We start from the raw sequence: 20,941 nt of genomic DNA, 5'->3' as shown, positions 1-20,941 counted from the left end.
AATTTAATTCAAGTAAATAGGTTGCCAATATATATTGGCAACCTATTTTAATTATGGACAAACCCTATTAATTAAATATTAACCGTTATTAATCAAACATTAATTGTTAACAGTTCACATACAGTACCTGAATTTGTATTTTTAGAGTGAGGTGAGCCCATCAGCTAAAAAAATAATCCAATTGATTCCTTTTTGATGCACACTGGTTTTTCAGTATTCAAACATTGGTGTAACATCAAAATTTTGGTTAACCCGTAAAAACTTCAACACAGTGAGCAAAAGTTATATTTTAATTGCACTAACTTCATTACTGGTCATTTCTTGTTCCAAGAAACAAGAGGACACTTTGTTTACTCCAGTTTCATCCGACCATTCCGGAGTTACATTCAACAATAAAATAGTTGAGACCGATAGTTTTAACATTCTCACAAGCGAATACATCTTCAATGGTGGAGGGGTTGCCGTAGGTGATTTTAACAATGATGGCAAGCCAGACCTTTTTTTTACAGGCAACCAAGTAACCAACAAGTTATACCTGAACCAAGGCGATTTTGAGTTTAAGGACGTAACCCAAGCATCTGGTGTGGAAGCGGCAGATAAGTGGAAAACAGGTGCTGCGGTGATCGACATAAACAACGATTCACTTCTAGATATTTATGTCTGTGCCGCTATGTATGAAAGCCCAGAGGAAAAGGCCAATATGCTATACATCAACCAAGGAGTGGATGATGATGGCATTCCCATTTTTAAAGAAATGGCCAAAGAATATGGCGTTGCGGATACCGGAAATAGCATGAATGCAGCATTTATAGACTATAACAAAGATGGCTTATTGGATTTATACGTGCTTAACAATGTGGATATACATGTACTGCCAGCCAACTACAGGGAAAAGATCACCGATGGCTCCTCTTTGAGCAACGACCGTTTATACCGCAACAATGGCGACAATACCTTTACCGATGTAACCATAGAGGCGGGCATTACCATTGAAGGCTACGGTCTTGGCGTGGCTATTTCCGATTTGGATTACGACGGTTGGCCGGATATTTATGTAAGCAATGATTATCTGAGCAACGACATTATGTACATTAATAATGGCGATGGGACCTTTACCGATAAAATAAGTGAGTCCATAAAACATCAAAGTAAATTTTCCATGGGCTCCGATGTAGCCGATTTTAACAACGATGGATACCTTGACATTCTAACTTTGGATATGCTCGGGGAAACGAATTATAGGTTAAAAACAACCATTAAGGCAACCAAGTACAACGATTATCACATGAATGATAAGTATGGATACGACTATCAATATATGCGTAACATGCTTCAAATGGGGCAAGGTCCCGATATGCCCTATAGTGAAATTGGCCTAATGGCAGGCATCGCCAAAACAGATTGGAGCTGGTCACCACTTTTTGTTGATGCCGACAACGATGGACGAAAAGATATATTGATTACCAATGGTTTTCCACGAGACATCACCGACCTTGATTTTGGCGAATTTAATTTTAATGTTCAGAAATACCTTAGCCCTTCACAAATCTTGGATTCCATTCCAGTGGTTAAAATCCCGAATTACGCATACCGAAATGAAGGTGATGGCCAGTTTAAGGATGTGGGCGAAGAATGGGGGTTGAGTATCCCTTCCTTTTCAAACGGAGCGGCATTTGCCGATTTGGATGCTGATGGTGACCTGGATTATGTGGTGAACAACATCAATGATGAAGCCTTTCTTTTTAAGAATAATCTGGAAACAAAGCAAAAAGAGGGTAAAAATTTCCTTCAGTTGGATTTGAAAGGCCCAAAAAACAATCAGGCAGGTTTGGGCACCAAGGTGGCCCTACGTTTTGGAGACGGAACCTTTCAATATTACGAACATCAGCTGAATAGGGGGTATTTATCAACAGTACAAAGCATGCCCCATTTTGGTTTGGGACCTCAAAAAACAATCGCATCCCTCGAAATAGTTTGGCCCGATGGAAAATACCAGGAGTTGACCAATGTAACGAGCAATCAAACCTTGGACATTGATTATAAGAACGCCTCTTCCTTGGAAGGCAAACAATTGGCATTTCCCTTGGCACCCAAACAAACCACTCCCATATATCGCGAAATATCGGAACAAGTGGGGGTCAATTATGTTCACGAAGAAACCGATAAGGCCGATTTTTACCTACAGCCTACATTGCCCCACAAGTTGACCCAAAATGGACCTCGACTTGCAAAGGGGGACATCAACGGGGACGGTTTTGAGGATTTTATCGTTGGAAGTTCATCCGGGTACTCCCCAATGATTTTTATGCAAGATGCCGAAGGAACGTTTACAGGCACAGCTTTGTTCAATGACGAAGCTAGCAAAAAACGGGAAGAGACCAGCATTGCGTTGTTTGACCTAGAGAATGATGGAGATCTTGATATTTACATGGTTGCAGGTAGTAATGAGTTTGATTTGGACTCACCATACTATCAAGATTACCTAATGGTCAATCAGGGAAATGGTAAGTTTATCATGGCAAAAGATAAAATACCAGAGATAAATTCCAGTGGTTCCGTAGTGGAAGCAGAGGATTTTGATGGTGATGGCTATGTTGACCTATTTGTTGGCGGACGCACTCCATTTTCCCAGTATCCCAAGCCAGATGATTGTTATCTGTTGAAAAATGAAAAGGGAAAACTGGTCGATGTGACGGAAACATACAACAAAGCACTTAGGAAACCGGGTATGGTAACCGATGCCAAATGGGCCGATTTAAACAATGATGATTTAAAGGATTTGATTTTGGTAGGCGAATTTATGCCCGTAACCATTTTTATGAACAAAAGGGATTCCTTTCAGCAAATGGACCAAACAGGCGTACAGCAACTATCAGGTTGGTGGGAGTGTGTCTTGGCAGAAGATTTTGATGGCGATGGCGATGTGGACTTACTTGCAGGAAACTTGGGAGAGAATAATCTGTACAATCCTTCCGAAGAAAGACCCGTAACCATGTTGGCCAAAGATTTTGACAACAATGGAGCCATTGACCCTGTAATGTTCGCGTATTTTAAAAGCGATTTTGAGGACTCGACATACCAGCCCTATCCTGTTAATTTTTGGGGTGATCTTATGAGTCAAAGTCCTATGTTCAGGAAAAAGTTCAATTACTTCCGGGAGTTTGCCACGACCACCAAGAGTGGGCTGTTTACGCCCGAAGAACTTGAGGGAGCCGATGAATTAATGGCAAATCACGATCAAACCACTTATTTTGAGAATGATGGCAACGGACAGTTTAAGATGGGCAAACTTCCGTGGCAAACACAATCGTCCCCCATAAAATGCATGATTACTACACAGGCAGGGGGCAACGCCTCTACCGATGTGTTGATGATAGGGAACGATTTTGGCAATGAGGCCTTTATTGGTAGGTACGATGCGTTTAACGGTGGAGTGCTGCTTGGAGACAACAATGGAGGCTTTAATTTTAAAAATGCGGAAGAGAGTGGTTTTAAGGTTACCGGAGATGCCAAGGATATGGTTCAAGTAGAACGGGCCGGGGGAGGAAATCCCTTTATTATTGTAACACAGAATAGGGGCAAAGCATTGGTTTTTACCAAAACAAAATAACTTTTTAGTCGAAATTAGATAAACATGGTTTGCTCACTCAAAAGAGCAAACCATGTTTATTTATATGCTATTTGCTAAGTCCCGCTTGAGATAATGTGATCAACAACGCCAATTGAATGGATTCATCGCCCTCTTCATCGTTCAAGTACCACTCGTGCAAGGAATGGGCTCCGCCTCCTTGTCCTCCACGACCAATACAAACGGACGGAATTCCTTTGGAAACCGGTATATTGATGTTGGTTGAGCCGCGCCCCAAACGCGGGGTCTCCCCAAAATACTTGGTGGCAGCCATGGTTCTTTGGATCAAGGGTAGGGAAGCGGGCAATTCCCCTGATGGCCTATCACCAATTTTTATGAGCTCATAGCTAACCTCGCCACGCACACCGCTGGCATTGTATTCCGTTATGGCTTTTTCCACAGAGGCTTTAAAGATGGTCTCGATTTCATCAAGGTTTTTGGGGTCGATGGCACGCATATCAACCTCCATCCAAGACTCAAACGGAATGGAATTTACAGAAGTGCCACCACCAATTCTGCCAACATTGAAACTTGTTTTAGGGATATCTCCAGAAGTGTATGCCCACGCATCCTTGGAAAATGTAGTTATGGCTTTTCCTAAAGCATGATGTGGGTTGGCAAGCCCAAAAGCCCCCCAAGAATGTCCACCTTGCCCTTTGATGAGCAATTTATAACGTTTGGAGCCCAATCCGGCATTGCTTATTCTTCCCAAACCGCCGCCATCAATAGCAATCCAAGAGTCAATGTCCAGTCCCGATTCATTGAACATGTATTTCATGCCTCGAAGATCTCCAAGACCTTCCTCACCAACGGAACCAACAATTAATACATCTTTTTCAGTTTTTATATCTGCCTTGTTCATGGCTTTGAGCATGCTAATGAGCATGGCCAAACCACGTGTGTCATCACCAATCCCTGGGGCTTTTAACGTGTCCCCCACTTTTTTAACGGTAACATCGGTTCCCTCTGGGAAAACTACATCCAAGTGGGCATCGACCCCAACATAGCCCGATTGGCCCGACGTACCTTTTCGCAACCCGATGACATTTCCTACCTTGTCTGTCCAAATGCTGTCAACACCTGCTTCTTTCAACATTTTGGAAAAAACCTTTCCCCGCTCATCTTCCATAAAAGGAGGGGCCAAAATTTCTGTTAAAGCAATCAGGTCTTCTGTGGTTTGATTTTTTTGGGCCTTTATCAATTCAAAAGCTTTCTTGACCTGTTTTTTCTTGGCCAAGCGTTCCACTTCCTTGGTGTATTTTTTTTCAATTTCTTGGGCCATTATCGAACCAGATAACAGACTAAAGATAATAATGAGACCGAACGTAAGTTGTTTCATAATCAAGTATATTTATTCTTTATAGTGTTATGTGCGATGAATCCATTGTTCTAAGCTCGGCAAATGCTTTTTGGAGCCTAGCTGTCACTTCTCCAATAGCATCATTTTTATAAAAAATATGATCGCCCAATTGTGAAATGGATGCCACTTGGGTAGTGGTACCGGTAAAAAAGGCCTCGTTCATATTTTTAACCTCATTTTCTGCCACGGGTTTTTCAATAACAGGTATTTCCAACTTTCTGCAGAGTTTTATAACAATCTGCCTGCTTATACCGTTCAAAATATGTTCGTTGGCTGGATGGGTAATTACATTTCCGTCTTCCACAAAAAAAATATTGGTGTGGGAGCCTTCAGAAATTATACCGTTTCGGACCAAAACAGCTTCATCTGTATTTGCGTTCATTGCTGTTTCATTGGTCATAATATTGCCTAGCAGTGAAATGGATTTGATATCGCATCTGTGCCATCTAAAGTCGGGTTCTAGAACGGCTTTCATGTTCTTAAGGTTGATGGGAGGGAGATTGTAGGGCAGTGCATACATCATCACGCTAGGGGGAACGTTTTTGGGGTACGAGTGTTTTCTGGGGGCGACTCCACGGGTAACTTGCATATAAATTAAGCACGATTCCCCTTTTAAACCAGCCGCATGAAGAAGTCCGTCCAGATTATCATCAATTCCCTTGACGTAGTATGGGATGCCAATTTTGTCCAGATTGTCCTGCAATCGGTCCAAATGTGCTCTTTTGTAGAAAATGCCATTTTCCAATTGCATCATTACTTCGTAAATACCATCTCCGAATAAAAATCCGCGGTCAAAAACGGATATTTTGGCATTGTCCGCCGTTACTATTTCTCCATTCAGATAGACTTTTTCAGGAAAGTTTCCTTTGGGCAACATGTAAGGTTGGTTTTAAGTAAGAGGCCGTCTAAAAAACTTGTTATCCGTCAGGTTGTATTGCTTTTTAGCACCTCATTGATCTCGTTGTGTGAAGGTAGTGGATATTTCCCAAAAGTAAAACCAAGCAATAAAGTTTGTAGCGGGGCAAATAAATTTTAGAAAAACAATAAGTATTTTTAAAGAAATTCAAAGTCGTTAACAATAGATTTAGATGGTTGGTTTTAATAATTATAAAGATTTGTCGTACTTCACGAAAAAAGATAAACCATGACGATTTTTGTTGATATGGACGAGGTAATTGCAGATGCTTACAATGCCCATTTAAATATTTACAATCAAGAGTTTAATGCCCAATTAACACTTGAAGCCTGCCATGGCAAGGAGTTTTGGCAATGTGTTCCAGTGGAACATCAACAATCGATAAAAGATCACACCAGGCGAGATGGTTTTTTTGGTGATTTAAAAGTAATTGCCGACAGCCAAGAAGTGCTTGAGGCGTTAAGCAAAAAACATGAGGTATATATTGCTTCGGCAGCTATGGAGTTTCCACAGTCCTTAAGGGAAAAGTCGGATTGGTTGGACAAACACTTTCCCTTTATTCCGTGGCAAAACCGAATCCTCTGCGGAAACAAGCATGTTTTAAAGGGTGATGTGCTCATAGACGACCGTAGCAAGAACCTCAAGCCTTTTGATGGTAGATCCATTATGTTTACTTCACCACATAATACAAAGGTCACCACCTTTGAACGTGCGGATACTTGGAAGGATATCGCCAACAAACTTTTGTAACTTGTAATTGCAATGCAAAAAAAACTATCCAAGTTACTGTTGTTGGCCGGTACATTTATGTTTCAGGCGTGTGCCGCACAATCCCATTTGGTACAGGACGAACTGGAGACCATCACCAAAGAAAATTTAAAATACTATCTCTATTATCCTGAAGACTACTTCGCATCAGAAGATAAGGATTTTGGCCTGTTGCTGTTTCTTCATGGCGGGGGTGAATCTGGAGGGGACATCAAAGAAGTCAAATACAATGGTCCGCCAAAAATGCTGGCCGAGGGCAAACAATTTCCCTTTTTGATCTTGGCCCCACAAAATCCCCACGCCCAAAAATGGTGGAATACGGATGCAGTTGTCCAACTATTGGACTCCGTGGTCAACACCAATAGGGTGGATAAAAATAGAATTTACTTGACCGGACTAAGCAGGGGTGGAAGTGCATCTTGGGAATTGGCCACCCAATATCCGGATAAGTTTGCTGCCATGGCCGTAGTTTGCGGTATGACGCCATTACCCTATGCCCATTGGATAGATAAGAACATGCCCATCTGGGTCTTTCATGGCGATGAGGATGAGGTAATCCATGTAGAGGAATCAGACAAGATGGTGGAAAAGTTGAGGGCGATGGGTCGCGATGTCCGCTACACAAGATACAAAGGTGTGGGCCACAACGCATGGGGCCGAGCTTACACGACCGACTCGCTCTATACTTGGTTGGCAGAGCAAAAACGCATAAACTAAATTTGATGAAATACCCGATTATTTTCCTAGGTCTTCTTTTGACGGTTAGCTGTAAACAACAAGACAAAAACCAAAATGAATCTGCCCAAACCGAAACAGCAATTCGTTTGGACTCCGTTTCCAGTGACACCATTATAAAGGAAGAAAAACCTGTTTTAAAAACATTCGAAGGATTGGCCGATACCACTTTTGTGCGACTGGCCGATTTTAGTGAAGATTTTGCGTATGACATGCGCTATGCCACCGAGAATAATTTTTTAAAGGCCAAGGTGTACGACTGCGCCGAATGCTATACAAGGGTAAAAACAGCAAAGGCATTGATCAAGGCCAATAAGGATTTTATGGAAAAAGGGGTAAAAATCAAGTTTTTTGATTGTTATCGCCCTAACTCGGTACAATACAAAATGTGGGAGATTGTCCCCAATCCACAATATGTAGCCAATCCAGATAAAGGATCTATTCACAACAAGGGCGGTGCCGTGGACATTACTTTGGTGGACATGGAGGGCAACGAACTCGATATGGGAACCGATTTTGATTACTTCGGGAAAAGGGCCTATCACGATAATTTAGATTTGCCACAAGAGATTTTGGATAACCGGAAACTACTTAAGGAGACCATGGAGGCACACGGTTTTTGGTCCATTAGAACCGAATGGTGGCATTATAACCTTTCAGCTGCATCCAATGATAGGGTCGCCAATTTTAAATGGGAATGCGACGATTAAACCTTTTTGCACACCAAAAATATCAAGTTGTTGTTGATGTTGGTGGTAAAAAAGAGGTAACGATTTCCGCCATCTTTAATCTTATGTTTTTTGCGAAGCTCGGCAACTGGTATGGGAAAGTTCCGTGTTGTGATGTTCGCTTTTGGGACGGCCATTGATCTTATGGACTTTTTGGAATAAGGAAGGGTCTTTTCAATGGTAAACCTTCTCCCGGGAAAATCTACAAGAGTGTCAGCAGTGTATAAATGGGAGTGTGGGTGGAGTTTTTTAAGCTTGTAGGTTTTGGCTACGGACTTAAACCCACCGGACTTTAAAATAGCGGCATTGGGTTCGTACAAATAGGCAGAAGGCTCCCCAAAATCAATAGTGGTGTTTTGTTCTTCTTCCAGTTTAAAATTGAATGTATCTGTTCGGTTTGGCAGTAAATTGATGGTTTTTATTCCAATGTTTCCGTTGTACCCTTTTTCTAAAATAAAGAGGAGTTCCTTTACTTCGTTATTAATGGCCACAACATGAACCTCTTTTACGAATTCCAGTTCCTCAACCCCTTTTTTTATATCTAAAAGTGGAGATGTTTTTACGAGAATATGTTGTGTTCTTTCAAAAATCAAAGGGAGGTGTTCGGGTAAATTGGGCAGGCAATCCTCTAAGAGAAAAACCTTTCCTTTTTTATCGTTTCTTCGAGAGGGGTCAACATAGATCCAATCAAAATTTTGTGTTGATTCCTTTAAAAATGTAATGCCATCTTCGGGCAGGCATTTTATATTGTTCTGCCCTAAAACTTTAAAATTATGGGCTGCAATTTCACTCAGTTCCAAATTGATTTCACAATGAAAAACGGACGCTATTTTTTTTGAAAAAAAGTAACTGTCAACACCGAACCCACCTGTAAGGTCTACCAACGATTTTCCACTTACAATTTGGGCCTTATATTCAGCTGTTGATTCGGAACTGGTTTGTTCAATATTGAGTTTATTGGGATAGTAGATATGGGATGAGGCAAACCAAGTGGGCAGTTTATCACGACTCTTTTTTTTAGCTTCTATCTGTTCGACCAGCTCTTTTTGTGAAACACCCTCAAAAACAGGTTTTTTAAGTAAGATTGACATGGTGTCTGCGGAGATGTTTTTTGATATAAAATCCTGGACACCGATATTTAAAATAATATCGTTCAAATTGATGCTATAAGTTTTTGGTCAATTTCTTCACAAAGGAATATTCCGTTAAAAACTCCTTTAAAACAACCTTTATGGCCGTGTATCCGGGTACTGCGACCACCATTCCGACCACACCAAATAAAAGCCCTGCAATAATGATGATGAGAAAAATCTCCAGAGGGTGGGACTTTACGCTTGTGGAAAAAATAAAGGGTTGTGAAAAGAAATTATCAATGAGCTGACCTACCGTTAAACCAATAAAAACATACATGGCCTTTGGCAAAATAACGGTGCTGAAATCCGCCCCGAGCGAGCTCGTCATGGTCAGGGTAATCATAATTGCTCCCCCAATAATAGGGCCTATATAAGGAATAATGTTGAACAGGGCGCACAAGAAAGCAATAACAATGGCATTTTCCACGCCCACGATCAATAGTGCTATGGTGTAAATTACAAAGAGAATAAATAGCTGAAGTAAAATTCCAGCAAAGTATCTGGACAGCAGATTATTGATTTTATCAATGGACTTGACCAAGTTACTTTCCTTGTCATCGGGCACAAAGGTCAAAATACCGTTTTGCATCAATTTGCTATCCTTTAAAAAGAAAAAGGAAATGAAAAGTACTGAAAAAAGGCCTATACTAAAATTACTCAATGCATTGACAAATGAGTTAAGAAAATTCGGGATAAAACCTAAATCCAAACCTTGTAGCACATTTTCTTCAATACGGGATTCGTTCAATAAGGTGTTGAAACTCCCTGTTGAGGCACCAAAATAGTCTAAGGTTTGAATGTAAAGCGTGTTAAGGTCGGCTTTGAGTGCTTCAATATCCAGTAGGGACAGATTTTTACTTTGTTCGGCAATCAGGGGGATAAATAGGGCGAGTATCCCTAAAAAAATGGCCAGCATAAAGATCATGGTAACCACAACAGCCAAGGTATTGGGAAACTTGAGCTTTCTTCGCAGGAAAAGTACAATGGGTCTGCCCAACAAGGCCAAAACAGCTGCAATGGCCAAATAGGCCAACACGGACTGGATTTTATAAAAAAACCAGCCTAAAAGAACCACACCGACCATAATGGCCACTGCCCGTAATATTCCGTTAGCGATTATTTTTGCATTCATGTTTTAACTTTTAAAAGCATATTCCACAATATTTGATCCCATTTGCAAGGCTTTCAACCGAACTTCTTCCGGGTCGTTGTGCACGCTTGGATCTTCCCAGCCATCCCCAAGGTCGCACTCGTAAGTGTAGAGCAGCACAAGTCTACCTTGATCAAAAATCCCAAAGGCCTGCGGTCTTTTTCCATCATGCTCGTGAATTTTGGGCAATCCGTCCGGAAACTTGAATTTTTGTGAAAATACGGGATGGTCGGCACCCAGTTCCTCCAATGGTCTGTCCGGGAAAACCTTTTCCAATTCCCTTCTCAGGTAAGGTTCCATACCGTAGTTGTCGTCAATATGTAAAAATCCTCCGGACAAAAGATAGGTTCGCAAATTCTGGACTTCTTCATCTGTGAAAAAGACGTTGCCATGCCCTGTCATGTGTAAAAATGGATATTTAAAAATAGAGACGCTTCCTGCCTCCACTGTTTCCGGTTCTGAATCGATCTTCGTATCAATATTGGTATTACAAAATTGAATTAAGTTGGGAAGTGCCGTGGGGTTGGAGTACCAATCGCCCCCACCGCCATATTTGAGTACGGCAATCTGTTGGGCATGTGTTGCAGTTACCGCAAAAAACAGTAGGGTACATATTAAATGGATATGTTGTTTCATATAGAAGCAGTTGACCAGCCTTTCAAAAATAGGGTATTCCTTTGTAAAAAATAAAGTGCGTCCCTATTAGTTGTTGATTATGGCCACTGTTGTACAGGCCACAATGGCCGCTGTCTCGGTACGGAGTCGATTCCTTCCTAGGGCAATGGGGATATATCCCTTTTCTTTGGCCAGGTCAATTTCTTCTTTGGAGAAATCGCCTTCGGGTCCAATAAGTATGGTAACATCGTTGTCGGCGATAACTCTTCGTTTTAACTCCATTTTCTCGCCATTTTGGCAATGGGCAATAAATTTTAGGCCAACGGTAGTATCGGATTCCAAGAAGTCCTTGCAGGATATTGGTGGGTTGATCTGTGGTAAAACTGTTTGCAAAGATTGTTTCATGGCAGCTTGCAATACACGCTCCATTCGTTCCAGTTTAATGGTTTTTCGTTCGGAGTGATCGCAAATGATCGGGGTAATCTCATCCACACCTATTTCTGTGGCTTTTTCCAAGAACCATTCATATCGGTCATTCATTTTTGTAGGGGCTACCACCATGTGCAGTTTATATCTTTTTGGAATTGATTTACGCTGTGAAGTAATACGTGCCTTGCATCTTTTTTGGTCTGGTTCCAAAATTTCAGCTTCGAACAAATATCCTTTACCATTGGTGATGTGAACAATGTCTCCTTCGGATTTACGCAAAACCCGGGCAATGTGTTTGCTTTCATCGGGTGGAAAAATGAACTGCTTGGCACTATTGTCCAACGATGGATTGTAGAAAAGCTGCATAGTTAAAATTTAAATCCCCCATTGAGGGCTTGATTCCCCGACGTTCTAGGTCGAAATGAATTATTTTTAATTAGCTACCTATGGCGTAACGTGCCTTGGCGGCAATACTTTGGTCCGTGAACACTCCCCTTTCAAACTTAAGGTAACCAACAATACCGATCATGGCGGCGTTGTCCGTGCAATACCCAAATTTAGGAATAAAGGTTTGCCAGCCCAACTTTTCCTCGGCATCCTTAAGTCTGCCCCGAATGCCGGAATTGGCCGCTACCCCGCCACCGATGGCAATTTGTTTTATACCGGTCTGGTCAACAGCTAATTGCAGCTTCTCCATTAATATTTCCAGAATGGTGAATTGCACCGAAGCACAAATATCATTTATGTTTTCGGAAACAAAATCTGGGTTCTTTTGGGTCTCTCGTTGTAAAAAATAGAGAATACTGGTCTTTAACCCACTGAAACTGAAGTTGAGTCCATCAACCTTTGGTTTTGGGAAGGTAAAAGCATCTGGATTGCCCAGTTTTGCATATTTATCGATCAATGGACCACCGGGGTAGGGCAGTCCCATCAATTTGGCACTTTTGTCAAAGGCTTCGCCCACGGCATCGTCCAAGGTTTCGCCCAAGACTTCCATGGTAAAGTAATCCGTGACCTTCACAATTTGGGTGTGTCCCCCACTAATGGTCATCGCTAAAAACGGAAATCTTGGGGAAGTCTGGTCCCCATCCTCGATAAAATGGGCGAGAATGTGGGCTTCCATGTGGTTTACCTCGATCAAGGGTATGTCCAGGCCCAGTGCCAAAGACTTGGCGAAAGAGGTTCCCACCAACAAGGATCCCATAAGTCCGGGGCCTCGTGTAAATGCTATGGCAGATAGCTGTTTTTTGTCGATATTTGCCTTGGCCAAGGCTTGGTGTACCACGGGAACTATATTTTGTTGATGTGCCCTTGAGGCCAATTCTGGGACAACACCCCCATATTGCTTGTGAATTTCTTGTGTAGCTACCACATTGCTCAGTACTTTTGTATTGCAAAGTACGGCAGCAGAGGTATCATCGCAGGATGATTCGATCGCAAGAATATATTTTTTTGGATTTTCCACTCGTTTTGGAACAAAAATTGGTCGTCAAAGGTAAAACATAAAAACCCTATCAAAAAACTTCGTAAAATACTGTTGCGTTTCCTTTTGGCCATTATCCTTATTCTGGTATTGGGCTCTTTGGTATTGTCCTTGCCTGTGGTACAGACCAAGTTGGGAAAATACGCTACCGATTCTTTAAACGAGGAGTTTGGCACAAATATCCAAATTGAACGGGTAAGCGTGTCCCTCTTCAACATGAATGCAGGGATAAAGGGTATTTATGTAGAAGACTACAAGAAGGATACACTAATTTACATTCACAAACTAACCACATCCATTTTAAACTTGCGCAATATGGCCAATAATAAGATGGAGTTTGGCGATATGGAATTGGACGGTCTCACCTTTAACTTAAAGACCTACGAAGGGGAGACGGATACCAATCTGGATGTATTTGTGGCCAAATTGGACGACGGTAAACCCAGAGATCCGGGAACCCCTCCATTTTTTATGTCTTCTGATGAGATCGAGATACATAGTGGAAAGTTTAGATTGGTTGATGAGAACTTGGAAAAACCTGAGACGCTGAATTTCTCGGAAATTGAAGTTTTGGCGCACGATTTTCAGATACTTGGACCGGATGTTTCCTTAAAAATAGATGACCTTTCCACCTTGGCGAAGCGTGGAATACGCCTTAAGAAATTGGCGACCGATTTTAAATACACCAAGCAACAAATGCGCTTTGATTCCCTGCTGATCGATACCGAGCAATCCGAACTAAAAGGTAATTTGGTGTTCAATTATGAGCGGGACGATCTGGCCAATTTTGTTGATTTGGTGAAGATCGATGCCAATTTTACGGAATCTTCCGTGGCCCTAAACGAGATAAATGCCTTTTACGATGAATTTGGTCAGGACAAAACGGTGACCTTTACCGGGGACTTTAGTGGGGTGCTCAACCAGCTCCAGGTCGATAATTTGTTCCTTTTTACCGATAATACAGGTATTCGGGGAGACTTTAGGTTCGATAATATTTTTAGTGAGTATGCTCCCTTTGTACTACGTGGGGATATAGACAACCTTACCTCCAGTTATTATCAATTACGAAGTATTTTGCCCAAAATATTGGGCAGAAACATTCCGGAATCCGTTCAAAAATTGGGTCAGTTTACAGTGCGTGGGGATACGGAGATCACAGAGACCTCCATCGACGTAACCGTCAATTTGAACACTGCTGTGGGTGATAGCTACGTGGATCTTCAAATGACCAATGTGCAGACCATAGAAGATGCCTCGTACATTGGTTTTATTTCTTTGATCGATTTTGATATTGGTGAATTTATAGATAATGAAGACCTTGGACTTGCCTCTATGGACATGAACGTGGAAGGAAAGGGATTTGTAGCGGAGAGCTTGAATACCGAAGTTTCCGGGGACATCTACAAATTTGAATTCAACGATTACGAGTATAACAAAATAAAGGTTTCCGGTATTTTGAGGAACGAACTTTTTGATGGCGTGCTTTTGTGCAACGACGATAACTTTAGGTTCGATTTTCAAGGATTGGCCAATTTCGGGGCCCGGGAGAACAAATTCAACTTTGTGGCCGCAGTGGACTACGCCGACCTTAAGGAATTGAATTTTATCAACGATAGCATTTCCATATTTAAAGGGCATGTGGATATGGATATTGAAGGCAACAATCTTGACGACATGGCAGGACAGTTGCGTTTTTCCAATACCACCTATCAAAATGCGAACGACACCTACTATTTCGAGGATTTCAATGTGACCTCTTCCTTTGATCGGGACACCATACGAACCGTGGAGATCAACTCACCGGATATCATCACCGGATATATGCGAGGGAATTTCAAGGTAAACGAACTGGGAAGATTGATTCAGAATTCCATTGGAAGTATCTATACCAATTACCAGCCCTTTGAGATTTCGGGCGGACAACATCTCGACTTCAATTTTAAGATTTACAATAAGATTGTTGATGTGTTTGTCCCGGAAATGGCTTTCGATGCCAATACCTATATCCGAGGGGCCATTAAGGCGGACCAGAGTGATTTTAAGCTCACCTTTAAATCGCCCAATATCGAGGCCTTTGGGAACAAGTTTGATAATATTGAGTTAAAGATAGACAACAAAAATCCATTGTTCAACACCTTTGTTTCGGTAGAGGACATGTCCACGGTGTATTACGACATTAAAGATTTTAATCTGATCAATACTACCTTAAAGGATACCCTTTTCTTTAGAACGGAGTTTAAAGGGGGAAGTGAGTATAATGATAGCTATAATCTGAACTTTTATCACACCTTTAACGAAAACAACAGATCGGTCATTGGGCTGAAAAAATCGGACATTAGCTTTAAAGGGAACACTTGGGTGCTCAACAAGAACGGGAACAATAAGAACAAGGTAATCTTTAACAGCTCTTTGGACAGCATCAGGATAGAGGATGTGGTCATGGACAACAATAACCAAGAACAGATTCGATTAAGGGGAGAGTTTGCCGATTCCACCTATAAAGATTTGGACCTACAGTTTAAACTGGTATCTCTAAACAAGATTACCCCGGCAATCGATAGCCTAAAAATGGATGGAAAAGTGGATGGCTTTCTCAATATTTTACAGAAAGATGGAAGGTATTTGCCCACTTCAAGCTTAAATATCCAAAACTTCAGTATCAACAAGATGCACATGGGCGATTTGGAAGTTGGCATTTATGGCAACAACGACCTTACCGAGTTTGGCGTGAGCTCTTGGCTCAACGATCAAGGAAAAGAACTCATGAGCATAAATGGCAAGGTCACCAACATAAACAATAAGCAAGAACTGGATTTGGTTGCCAACTTTACCGATTTTGCCCTAGAGCCTTTCAATCCTTTGGGAGAGGGCATTATTTCCAATATTAGGGGGAAGGTCAGTGGCAATGCCACTATAATCGGTAATGTGGAAAACCCCGCTATTAATGGGGTGCTCAACTTAAATGATGCGGGCATTGGAATCCCCTATCTTAACGTGGACTATGATTTTGCGCCATATTCCCAGGTTCGGCTGTTCGACCAGACCTTTTATTTTGAAAATGTGGAGCTGTCCGATGTGGAAGAAGGTACCACGGCAACTATGGACGGTACCATTAGTCATACTGGTTTTGATGATTGGTACCTTGGGCTGGATGTGGATACCAATAACGACCGCTTCATGATTTTAAACACCGAATACGATGAGGAAACCCTCTACTACGGAACAGGTTTCATTAATGGAACGGGAAGTATTTATGGTCCAACCGATGCATTGACCATTGCTGTGGATGCTACTACAGCGCGTGGCTCATCACTTAAAATACCCCTGAGCGATGTGACCAGTGTAGGAGACTATTCCTTTATAAATTTTATTGAAAAAGGGGGAGAGGGATCATTGGAGGAAGAGCGTGTCCTAGAGGAATATCAAGGCCTGGAAATGGCATTTGACCTTGCTGTTACCCCCGAGGCAGAAGTGGAAATTGTAGTGGACCAAACCACAGGAAGTTCCCTAAAGGGAACAGGGGAAGGTATTTTGTTGATAGAGATCAATACCAATGGAAAATTTAATATGTACGGAGACTTTGTTGTGGTGTCCGGGGAATACAATTTTAAATATGGAGGTGTCATAGATAAAAAGTTCAAGGTGCGTCCTGGAGGCACCATTCTGTGGGAACGCGACCCACTAGCGGCACAGTTGAATTTGGAAGCGGTATATTCCCTTAATGCCAATCCCGCACCACTTTTGGACAATGCGGGATATACAGGAAGAATACCCACCGAAGTTGTTATAAGGTTGGATGGGGAACTGGAAAGCCCAAATATTAATTTCGATATCGATTTTCCAGGGACAACCTCTGTAGTGCAGTCCGAACTGGAGTATCGCCTGCAAGATCCGACCATAAAGGAAAGAAACGCCTTCTTTTTATTGGCACAGGGAACTTTTGTGAACCCACAATCGGGAGGAATCAATCAACAGGCCGTTACCGGAAATCTGATTCAGACCGCCTCTGGGCTTTTCAATCAAATTCTCTCGGGCAATAATGATAAACTGAATTTTGGTGTATCCTACGAACAGGGCTATAATGATCCCAACGCCGATATTGCCACGGAGGATAGGATAGGGGTAACGGTCTCCACACAGTTGTCCGACCGAATTTTGGTGAACGGAAGAGTAGGGGTGCCGGTCGGCGGCGTTTCGGAAACAGTGGTAGCCGGCGATGTTGAGGTACAGGTACTGTTGAACGATGAGGGAACGCTCAGTGCCAAGATATTTAACAGGGAAAACCAAGTACAGCAGTTTTTGGCCGAAAGGCAAGGGTATACCCAAGGAGTGGGGCTATCTTACCAAGTGGATTTTGACAGTTTCAGGGAGTTGATGCGAAAAGTGTTCAACAAGCAGGAAAAGTCAGCAACGGAACAAAAAACCATCTCCAGAAAACAGCCCACGCAGGTCATGGGAAAGGACAGTTTGATTCGTTTTTCGGAAAAGCCTGTTAATCAACCCTAATCAACACAATAAAATTTATATTTTTTAGGGTTTTTGTATTAATTTATTACGAAAACGTTTGAGAAAACCCATTAAAACAAATAAATTATTAAGGTATTCAAAATTTGAATAAAGTTTCCTAGCTTTGACCTCTTAAAAATTTGAATGGCTTCAGAAATTAAAAAAATAGGAGTTTTTACCTCAGGCGGAGACTCTCCTGGGATGAATGCCGCAATTCGTTCCGTTGTCCGTACTTGTGCATATTTGGGAATTGAGTGTGTAGGCATCTACAGAGGATATCAAGGAATGATGGAAGGTGACTTTAAGACCTTGGATGCACGTAGTGTAAACAATATTATCAATAAGGGAGGTACTATTTTAAAATCTGCTCGCTGCGAAGAATTTAGAACCAAGGAAGGAAGGAAGAAAGCTTACGACCAACTGACCAAGGAAGGTATTGATGCCTTTGTGGTCATTGGAGGAAACGGAAGCTTTACAGGTGCGCTTTTGTTCAACGAGGAATATAAATTTCCTGTAATGGGAATCCCGGGCACCATTGATAACGATATTTTGGGATCTTCTTATACAATAGGTTTTGATACAGCAATCAACACAGTGGTGGATGCCATTGACAAGATCCGTGATACCGCAAGTTCCCACAACCGGCTCTTTTTTGTTGAGGTAATGGGCAGGGACGTAGGGCATATTGCCCTTAACGCTGGTGTAGGCGCAGGTGCTGAGGAAATTTTAATTCCTGAGCAGAATCTGGGACTGGAACGTTTGTTGGATTCCCTAAAACGAAGTAAAGCCTCAGGGAAATCATCCAGTATCGTAATTGTTGCCGAAGGGGATAAAATAGGTAAGAACGTTTTTGAACTAAAGGAATACGTGGAAGAGCATTTGCCTATCTATGACGTTAGGGTATCCGTGCTGGGACACATGCAAAGAGGGGGCAACCCAACGTGCTTTGACCGTGTTCTCGCCAGTAGAATGGGCGTTAAGGCCGTTGAGAGCATCTTGGAAGGCAAATCAAACCTAATGGTAGGTATAAAGGATACCAAATTGGTGCTTACACCTTTGGCAGAGGCCATAAAAGCACATACGGAAATCGACGAAGAGCTCATTAGAGTTTCGGATATAATGACAACTTAATTTAAACACAAAAAAGAAGAACATGTCAAATTTGAAAATAGGAATCAACGGATTCGGTAGAATAGGAAGGTTGGTATTTAGGGCAACCGTAAAAAGAGGCGATGTAGATGTTGTGGCAATCAACGATTTGTTGGATGTTGAGCACCTTGCATACTTGTTGAAATATGATTCGGTTCACGGAAACTTTGATGGTACCGTGGAGGTTAAAGATGGAAATCTAGTGGTAAACGGTAACACTATCAGAATCACAGCAGAGCGCGACCCAAAGAATTTGAAATGGGATGCAGTTGGTGCTGAAATCGTTGCAGAATGTACCGGTATATTTACCACATTGGATATGGCCCAATCACATATTGATGGTGGTGCCAAGAAAGTAGTTATCTCAGCCCCATCCAAAGATGCCCCAATGTTTGTAATGGGAGTAAACCACAAAGATGTAAAAGCTACGGATACCATAATTTCAAACGCTTCGTGTACCACCAACTGTTTGGCACCTATCGCCAAAGTTCTTAACGATGAGTTTGGTATTGCTGAAGCTTTGATGACAACAGTACACGCTACAACGGCTACCCAATTGACGGTTGACGGTCCTTCTAAAAAGGATTATAGAGGTGGTAGAAGTGCCCTTTTAAACATCATTCCAGCAGCTACAGGTGCTGCAAAAGCTGTTACCAAAGTTATTCCTTCGTTGGAAGGTAAACTAACAGGTATGGCCTTCAGGGTCCCTACTGCTGACGTTTCTGTAGTGGATTTGACCGTGAAATTGGAAAAAGAAACTTCTTATGAGGGTATTAAAGCTGCAATGAAGGCTGCTTCTGAAGGTGAATTGTCGGGAATTTTGGGATATACCGAAGAAGCTGTAGTCTCCCAAGATTTTGTTGGAGATGTTAGAACTTCCATTTTCGATGCAGGTGCTGGAATTGAGCTAAATTCCAAATTTTTCAAAGTGGTTTCTTGGTACGACAACGAAACCGGTTATTCCAACAAATTGGTTGATTTGGCCCTGCACGCAGCAAGCCTATAATTTTTTATCTCAATAATTTTTTATCCTGAAGGGGGGATTCCTCTCTTCAGGATTTCAATATAAATCTCGACGTATGGTTTTGATTGTGGATAGTGGTGCCACTAAATCCGATTGGATTGCCTTGGATGATAATGGGAAACAACTGTTTGTTACCCAAACCTTGGGCCTTAGCCCGGAAGTACTTACCAAAGAAGTAATAGAGGACAGGTTGGCCAATAATTTTGAACTTTCCAAAAACAAGGAAAAAGTACGTCAATTGTTTTTTTATGGTGCCGGTTGTGGTACCGATAGAATGAAGAATTTTTTAAAGTCCATATTCAAGGATTTCTTTCCCAATGCCAAGGCAGAAGTTCGGGAAGATACCTATGCGGCCATTTACGCCACTACAAAAATTGGTAGACAAGGCATCGTATGTATTTTGGGTACCGGTTCCAATTGTAGTTATTACGATGGTCACCAATTGATACAAAAGGTAACATCTTTGGGATACATCCTAATGGACGATGGCAGTGGCAATTTCTTTGGACGTAAACTGATCAGGGACTATTATTTCCATAAAATGCCACAGGACTTGGGAATGAAGTTTGCCAAAGAATATGATCTCGATGCAGATGTAATCAAAGAGCACCTATATAAACAGCCCAATCCCAATACATATCTGGCCACTTTTGCCAGGTTCATTATCGAGAACAAGGAGCATCCCTACTGCAAGGGAGTCATTGAAAAAGGTCTACAGCAATTCGTGAACAATTACATAATGCAATACGAACTGGCTACAAAGGTTCCTGTGAGCTTCGTGGGCAGTATTGCACATTTCTTGCAAGACGAATTAAGAGCTTGTATTGAACGAAATGACCTGATTCTTGGTGTTATCAGAAGAAGACCTATAGAAGGCTTGGTGGAGTTTCACAAGGAAACTATTTAATCGCTATCATCGATATTTCTACATTAACAAACTTGGGAAGGTTTGCAACCTCTACTGTTTCTCTGGCTGGAGCAGTATCAGCATCAAAATAAGTTCCATACACCTCATTTATTTGGGCAAACTGGTTCATGTCCTTGATAAATATCGAGGATTTGATCACATGCTCAAAAGTCATTCCCGCTTCTTCCAGAATGGCCCTTAGATTTTCCATGGATTGTCTGGTCTCAGCCTTTATATCGTCTTTAACCAATTCTCCCGTTGTGGGATCAATGGGAATTTGTCCGGATATATAAAGCGTATCTTTTATGAGTACTGCTTGGTTGTACGGCCCAATAGGTGCCGGTGCTTTTGAAGTATTTATTATTTTTTTCATGAGAATGTTTTGGTTCAAGGTAAAAAATATCGAGCTA

Annotated in this window: 16 protein-coding genes; 8 read left to right on the top strand and 8 right to left on the bottom strand. The window is 41.8% G+C overall.

Annotated features, from left to right (window positions below):
• Positions 1-271: 271 nt before the first annotated feature.
• A complete protein-coding gene (locus GO009_RS15070; protein ID WP_313790231.1) occupies positions 272-3,610 on the top strand; it encodes a VCBS repeat-containing protein in 3,339 nt (1,112 codons plus the stop codon).
• Between the two features lie 67 nt (positions 3,611-3,677).
• Here the strand turns inward: GO009_RS15070 and GO009_RS15065 are convergent, their stop codons facing one another.
• Both GO009_RS15065 and GO009_RS15060 read right to left on the bottom strand, forming a co-directional pair.
• Positions 3,678-4,967 (bottom strand): M20/M25/M40 family metallo-hydrolase, encoded by a 1,290-nt coding sequence (locus GO009_RS15065; protein WP_163627355.1) that lies wholly within the window; start codon positions 4,965-4,967, stop codon positions 3,678-3,680.
• Between the two features lie 19 nt (positions 4,968-4,986).
• A complete protein-coding gene (locus GO009_RS15060; RefSeq protein WP_163627353.1) occupies positions 4,987-5,865 on the bottom strand; it encodes an aminotransferase class IV in 879 nt (292 codons plus the stop codon).
• Between the two features lie 267 nt (positions 5,866-6,132).
• On the opposite strand from GO009_RS15060, the gene GO009_RS15055 reads away from it, so the two are divergent.
• Genes GO009_RS15055 through GO009_RS15045 form a run of 3 tightly spaced genes read left to right on the top strand, consistent with a single transcriptional unit; the run spans position 6,133 to position 8,117 of the window.
• Positions 6,133-6,654, top strand: a complete 522-nt coding sequence (locus GO009_RS15055) for a 5'(3')-deoxyribonucleotidase (protein WP_163627351.1) — start codon at positions 6,133-6,135, stop codon at positions 6,652-6,654.
• A 12-nt stretch (positions 6,655-6,666) separates the two neighbouring features.
• Positions 6,667-7,389 carry a PHB depolymerase family esterase gene (locus tag GO009_RS15050; RefSeq protein WP_163627349.1) on the top strand — a complete coding sequence of 241 codons (723 nt, stop codon included), beginning with the start codon at positions 6,667-6,669 and terminating at the stop codon, positions 7,387-7,389.
• A 5-nt stretch (positions 7,390-7,394) separates the two neighbouring features.
• A complete protein-coding gene (locus tag GO009_RS15045; RefSeq protein ID WP_163627347.1) occupies positions 7,395-8,117 on the top strand; it encodes a M15 family metallopeptidase in 723 nt (240 codons plus the stop codon).
• Here GO009_RS15045 and GO009_RS15040 read toward each other — a convergent pair.
• The 5 genes from GO009_RS15040 to tsaD all read right to left on the bottom strand — a co-directional run bounded on the left by GO009_RS15040 (position 8,114) and on the right by tsaD (position 12,927).
• Complete coding sequence (locus GO009_RS15040) at positions 8,114-9,292, bottom strand: class I SAM-dependent methyltransferase (protein ID WP_163627345.1); 1,179 nt, start codon at positions 9,290-9,292, stop codon at positions 8,114-8,116. The two genes, GO009_RS15045 and GO009_RS15040, sit on opposite strands and share 4 nt — an antisense overlap.
• A 7-nt stretch (positions 9,293-9,299) precedes the next feature.
• A complete protein-coding gene (locus GO009_RS15035) occupies positions 9,300-10,400 on the bottom strand; it encodes an AI-2E family transporter (RefSeq protein ID WP_163627342.1) in 1,101 nt (366 codons plus the stop codon).
• 3 nt (positions 10,401-10,403) lie between these two features.
• Positions 10,404-11,054 (bottom strand): DUF4159 domain-containing protein, encoded by a 651-nt coding sequence (locus GO009_RS15030; RefSeq protein ID WP_163627340.1) that lies wholly within the window; start codon positions 11,052-11,054, stop codon positions 10,404-10,406.
• A gap of 66 nt (positions 11,055-11,120) precedes the next feature.
• The gene (locus GO009_RS15025) at positions 11,121-11,828 is read right to left on the bottom strand and encodes a 16S rRNA (uracil(1498)-N(3))-methyltransferase (protein ID WP_163627338.1); all 708 of its coding nucleotides are present in this window, start codon (positions 11,826-11,828) and stop codon (positions 11,121-11,123) included.
• Positions 11,829-11,898: 70 nt separating this feature from the next.
• Positions 11,899-12,927 carry a tRNA (adenosine(37)-N6)-threonylcarbamoyltransferase complex transferase subunit TsaD gene (gene tsaD, locus GO009_RS15020; protein WP_163627336.1) on the bottom strand — a complete coding sequence of 343 codons (1,029 nt, stop codon included), beginning with the start codon at positions 12,925-12,927 and terminating at the stop codon, positions 11,899-11,901.
• A gap of 72 nt (positions 12,928-12,999) precedes the next feature.
• Here tsaD and GO009_RS15015 point away from each other — a divergent pair, with 72 nt between their 5' ends.
• The 4 genes from GO009_RS15015 to GO009_RS15000 all read left to right on the top strand — a co-directional run bounded on the left by GO009_RS15015 (position 13,000) and on the right by GO009_RS15000 (position 20,531).
• Positions 13,000-17,451, top strand: coding sequence for a translocation/assembly module TamB domain-containing protein (locus GO009_RS15015; protein WP_163627334.1), 4,452 nt, complete (start codon positions 13,000-13,002; stop codon positions 17,449-17,451).
• A gap of 144 nt (positions 17,452-17,595) precedes the next feature.
• Entirely contained in the window at positions 17,596-18,582 is a 987-nt protein-coding gene (gene pfkA / locus GO009_RS15010; RefSeq protein WP_163627332.1) for a 6-phosphofructokinase, read from the top strand.
• 22 nt (positions 18,583-18,604) lie between these two features.
• Positions 18,605-19,606 (top strand): type I glyceraldehyde-3-phosphate dehydrogenase, encoded by a 1,002-nt coding sequence (gene gap, locus GO009_RS15005; RefSeq protein ID WP_163627330.1) that lies wholly within the window; start codon positions 18,605-18,607, stop codon positions 19,604-19,606.
• Between the two features lie 73 nt (positions 19,607-19,679).
• A complete protein-coding gene (locus tag GO009_RS15000; RefSeq protein ID WP_163627328.1) occupies positions 19,680-20,531 on the top strand; it encodes an N-acetylglucosamine kinase in 852 nt (283 codons plus the stop codon).
• Here GO009_RS15000 and GO009_RS14995 read toward each other — a convergent pair.
• The gene (locus GO009_RS14995) at positions 20,524-20,904 is read right to left on the bottom strand and encodes a RidA family protein (RefSeq protein ID WP_163627326.1); all 381 of its coding nucleotides are present in this window, start codon (positions 20,902-20,904) and stop codon (positions 20,524-20,526) included. The genes GO009_RS15000 and GO009_RS14995 overlap by 8 nt on opposite strands.
• Positions 20,905-20,941 lie beyond the last annotated feature (37 nt).

Origin of the sequence: Allomuricauda sp. TY007 (assembly GCF_010468565.1) — a bacterium.
GTDB lineage: Bacteria > Bacteroidota > Bacteroidia > Flavobacteriales > Flavobacteriaceae > Flagellimonas.
Note: the sequence above shows the minus strand (reverse complement) of the source record. Positions and strands in the feature narration are given on the sequence as shown.

What these genes read in the sequence shown, in the direction of transcription:
- GO009_RS15000 (WP_163627328.1), top strand. Translation starts at nt 19,680, where the DNA reads ATGGTTTTGATTGTGGATAGTGGTGCCACTAAATCCGATTGGATTGCC.
- GO009_RS15025 (WP_163627338.1), bottom strand. Translation starts at nt 11,828, where the DNA reads ATGCAGCTTTTCTACAATCCATCGTTGGACAATAGTGCCAAGCAGTTC.
- GO009_RS15045 (WP_163627347.1), top strand. Translation starts at nt 7,395, where the DNA reads ATGAAATACCCGATTATTTTCCTAGGTCTTCTTTTGACGGTTAGCTGT.
- GO009_RS15050 (WP_163627349.1), top strand. Translation starts at nt 6,667, where the DNA reads ATGCAAAAAAAACTATCCAAGTTACTGTTGTTGGCCGGTACATTTATG.
- GO009_RS14995 (WP_163627326.1), bottom strand. Translation starts at nt 20,904, where the DNA reads ATGAAAAAAATAATAAATACTTCAAAAGCACCGGCACCTATTGGGCCG.
- GO009_RS15035 (WP_163627342.1), bottom strand. Translation starts at nt 10,400, where the DNA reads ATGAATGCAAAAATAATCGCTAACGGAATATTACGGGCAGTGGCCATT.
- GO009_RS15060 (WP_163627353.1), bottom strand. Translation starts at nt 5,865, where the DNA reads ATGTTGCCCAAAGGAAACTTTCCTGAAAAAGTCTATCTGAATGGAGAA.
- GO009_RS15065 (WP_163627355.1), bottom strand. Translation starts at nt 4,967, where the DNA reads ATGAAACAACTTACGTTCGGTCTCATTATTATCTTTAGTCTGTTATCT.
- GO009_RS15030 (WP_163627340.1), bottom strand. Translation starts at nt 11,054, where the DNA reads ATGAAACAACATATCCATTTAATATGTACCCTACTGTTTTTTGCGGTA.
- pfkA (WP_163627332.1), top strand. Translation starts at nt 17,596, where the DNA reads ATGGCTTCAGAAATTAAAAAAATAGGAGTTTTTACCTCAGGCGGAGAC.
- GO009_RS15055 (WP_163627351.1), top strand. Translation starts at nt 6,133, where the DNA reads ATGACGATTTTTGTTGATATGGACGAGGTAATTGCAGATGCTTACAAT.
- gap (WP_163627330.1), top strand. Translation starts at nt 18,605, where the DNA reads ATGTCAAATTTGAAAATAGGAATCAACGGATTCGGTAGAATAGGAAGG.